Below are 3,856 nucleotides of genomic sequence, written 5' to 3'. Positions count from 1 at the left end.
GGCCATGGACAGTGTCGTACCCTGCAGGTTGCGGGCATTTTCCTGAACATAGGCGTCGGCGATCGACAGCGACGAATTGACGATCGTCTTGGTGCGGATCTCGAACCAGCGGTCGAGGCCGATGTCGAGCGTGATCGACGCGATGATGGCCACCATGATGGCCGGAATGGCGGCAACCAGGGCGAACATGGCGACAATGCGCACATGCAGCCGCGAAGCGGCCTTGCCATGCCGGCGCGCCATCAGGATGCGGTGCACCTCACGCCCGACCAGCGCGATAAGAATCAGGACGAAAGCCGCGTTGAGGGCAATCAACGCCAGCGTCGTCGACTCGTTCGGTGTGATCGGCGTGGCGCCAACGAGGATGGTGAACGAGATCGCCGCCGTCATCAGCGCGCCGACGACCGCGATCACGCCTGGCAGCGCAAGCAGCCGGCGCCCGTCACGAGCGCCGGGTTCGCTGAAAAGCGGTTGGTTTGTTGTCGGTGCCTGCGGGGCCATGTCGCCGTCTAGTGCCATGATTGCGTCGGATGTATGCAACGCATTGTGGCGATTATGCAACAAGTGTGACCGAGACGGAAATCTTTCGCGAGCCGATCCCCTGAAAAGAGCGCGGGTTCAGATCAAAGGCTCAGCCCTGGCGCGACGATTTGTAGACGTTGACGCCAAGTTCGCGGATCTTCTTGCGCAGCGTGTTGCGGTTCAAGCCAAGCAGTTCCGCGGCCTTGATCTGGTTGCCGCGGGTTGCCGTCATCGAGGCCAGGACGAGTGGAAACTCGACCTCGGACAGGATGCGTTGATAAAGCCCGGCAGGTGGCAAATCGCCGGCAAACGAGGCGAAATAGCGTTGCAGGAAGTGCTCGACCGCCTGGCCGATCGACAAATCGTCGGGAATGAGATTGCCGCCACCCGGCACCACGGGACGTTCGCCGGTCTTGAGCTCGGCCTCGATGATCTCGGCGGAAATCTCGTCCTGCGAATAGAGCGCGGCGAGCCTGCGAACCAGGTTTTCCAGTTCGCGCACATTGCCCGGCCACGGATAGCGCTTCATCAACTCGATGCCGCCGGAAGAAATGCGCTTGGTCTGCAGGCCTTCCATTTCGCCGAGCTTGAAGAAGTGGCGGACAAGGTCGGGCACATCCTCGGAGCGCTCACGCAGCGCGGGCAGCCGGAGCGGCACCACGTTGAGGCGATAGAACAGATCCTCGCGAAAAAGCCCCTGGTTGATCAGGGTGCGCAGATCCTTGTTGGTGGCGGCGACGATGCGCACGTCGGTCTTGATCGGCGTGCGTCCGCCAACCGTCGTGTATTCGCCCTGCTGGAGCACGCGCAGCAGGCGGGTCTGCGCCTCCATCGGCATGTCGCCGATTTCATCGAGGAACAGCGTGCCGCCTTCAGCCTGCTCGAAGCGTCCGGTCGAGCGATTCTGCGCGCCGGTGAAGGCGCCCTTCTCGTGACCGAACAGTTCCGATTCGATCAGGTCGCGCGGGATCGCCGCCATGTTGATGGCGACGAACGGGCCGCCACGGCGGCGGCCATATTCATGCAGCGCGCGCGCCACCAGTTCCTTGCCGGTGCCGGATTCGCCCGAGATCATCACCGTCAGGTCGGTCTGCATCATGCGCGCCAGCATGCGGTAGATGTCCTGCATGGCGGCCGAACGGCCGACCAGCGGCATTGCATCGGGCTGCTCTTCCGGCCGCGCATCGATCTTCGGCCGTCGCGGCTCGGAAAGCGCCCGGTTGACGATGTTGAGCAGTTCGGTCAGGTCGAACGGCTTGGGCAGATACTCATAGGCGCCGGTTTCAGACGCGCGGATCGCCGTCATGAAGGTGTTCTGGGCGCTCATGACGATGACCGGCAGTTCCGGCCTCGCCTTCTTGATGCGCGGCAGCATGTCGAAGGCGTTCTCGTCCGGCATCACCACATCGGTGATGACCAGATCGCCCTCGCCCGCCGCCACCCAGCGCCACAAAGTCGAAGCATTGGAGGTGACGCGCACCTCGTGGCCGACGCGCGAAAGCGCCTGGTTGAGGACAGTGCGGATCGCCGCATCGTCGTCGGCGACGAGAATATTGCCGCGAACGGTCATTTGCGGTCTCCTTCACCGTCTTCATCGGCGCCGTATGGCGCTTCTTTCCAGGCCGGCATCAGGATGCGGAATGTGGTCCCGCGCGGCGTCGATTCGCATTCGATGATGCCGCCATGTTCGCCGACGATTTTGGCGACCAGCGCCAGCCCCAGCCCCGAGCCGTTCGGCTTGGTGGTGATGAACGGGTCGAACAGGATCGGCAAGATGTCTTCCGAGACGCCGGAGCCATTGTCGCGCACACAGAACTCCAGCGGCAGCGACACGCGGTCCTGCGTGCCCGGCACTGAAACACGGATGCCTGGCCGGAAGGCGGTCGACAGCACGATCTCGCCCTGCGGGTCACTGCCGATCGCCTCGGCGGCGTTCTTGACCAGGTTGAGGAACACCTGGATCAACTGGTCGCGGTTGGCAAACACCGGAGGCAACGAAGGATCATAGTCCTCCAATATCTTGATTCTCTTGGCAAAACCGTTCTTGGCAATGGCCTTCACATGGTCGAGCACGACATGGATGTTGACGGGGTAGCGGTCGATCGGCCGCTCGTCGGAAAACACCTCCATGCGATCGACCAGCGACACGATGCGGTCGGTCTCGTCGGTGATCAGCCGCGTCAGCGCACGGTCTTCGTCGGAAGCCGACAGTTCCAGCAACTGGGCAGCGCCGCGGATGCCGGAGAGCGGGTTCTTGATCTCATGGGCAAGCATCGCGGCCAGGCCGGTGACCGAGCGCGCTGCGCCCCGATGCGTCATCTGCCGGTCGATCTTGTCGGCCATCGACCGTTCCTGGAACATAACCACCACCGAGCCCGGAAATTCCGGTACCGGCGCGACATAGAGATCGACGACCTTCTCGATGCCGAGACGCGGCGACGACACGTCGACGCGATACTCGTTGACCGGTGCCAGGCGCTCGCGCACCTGGTCGACCAGCGTCAGCAGCGGGCTGCCGAAGGGAATGAGTTTTGACAGCGTGTTGCGGGCGAGCATGGTCGCGCTTGAACGAAAGAAGTCCTCCGCGTCGGCGTTGGCAAAGGTGATGAAGCCTTCCTCGCTGATCATGATCACCGGGCGGCGGATGGTGTTGAGTACGATCTGGGCGGCATCCGCCATTTCAGCGCCTTGGCCGGCGGCGGCGTTCATGCGGCACTCCGCAGGGTCAAAGGTTGCGGATCGCGCGAAAACACATCGCGCAGCAAGGCAATGACGCGCGCGGGCTCGAATGCGGTCAGTATGGCCTTTCGGCTGTCGTCGGCTACGCCGCCGGCATGCCGATCAAGATACCAGCCAAGATGCTTGCGCGCCTGGCGCAGGCCGCTTTCGGCGCCGTAGAGCGCCAGCATATCCTCATAGTGGGCCACGATGTAGTCGGCGAGCGCCGTCGGGTTCTGTGGAATATTTGGCGTCGCTTCGCCTGTCGCTGCGGCCGCAACGCCACCTGCGATCCAAGGCGCGCCATAATGGGCACGGCCAATCATCACGGCGTCGGCACCCGATTGATCGAGAATGTCGGCCGCTTCCGCCGGCGAAGAGACGTCACCATTGGCGACGACCGGGATGGACACGGCTTCCTTGACGCGGGCGATGGCGCGCCAGTCGGCCTTGCCCTGATAGAACTGGCAGCGCGTTCGGCCGTGCACGGTCACCATGCTGACACCGGCCTGCTCGGCGCGGCGCGCCAGCATCGGCGCGTTGAGCGCGCCTTCGTCCCAGCCAAGCCGCATCTTGACCGTCACTGGCACCTCGACCGCGCCGACAACGGCGTCGA

The 3,856-nt window shown here is 63.6% G+C and carries 3 protein-coding genes and 1 pseudogene; all 4 read right to left on the bottom strand.

Annotated elements, in window-relative coordinates:
* Positions 1-501 (bottom strand): annotated as a pseudogene (locus ENZ74_RS24825) (PAS domain-containing sensor histidine kinase); the annotation flags it as partial.
* Between the two features lie 130 nt (positions 502-631).
* Positions 632-2,092, bottom strand: coding sequence for a nitrogen regulation protein NR(I) (gene ntrC / locus ENZ74_RS24820; protein ID WP_024505195.1), 1,461 nt, complete (start codon positions 2,090-2,092; stop codon positions 632-634).
* Positions 2,089-3,231 (bottom strand): nitrogen regulation protein NR(II), encoded by a 1,143-nt coding sequence (locus ENZ74_RS24815; RefSeq protein ID WP_013531493.1) that lies wholly within the window; start codon positions 3,229-3,231, stop codon positions 2,089-2,091. The genes ntrC and ENZ74_RS24815 overlap by 4 nt, the downstream gene beginning before the upstream one ends.
* On the bottom strand, positions 3,228-3,856 hold a 629-nt coding region (locus ENZ74_RS24810), incomplete at its 5' end, for a tRNA-dihydrouridine synthase (protein ID WP_206522321.1). The genes ENZ74_RS24815 and ENZ74_RS24810, both read right to left, overlap by 4 nt.

The sequence above is a fragment of the Mesorhizobium sp. M7A.F.Ca.CA.002.15.2.1 genome (assembly GCF_003998715.1).
GTDB classification, from domain to species: Bacteria; Pseudomonadota; Alphaproteobacteria; order Rhizobiales; family Rhizobiaceae; genus Mesorhizobium; species Mesorhizobium ciceri.
Note: the sequence above shows the minus strand (reverse complement) of the source record. Positions and strands in the feature narration are given on the sequence as shown.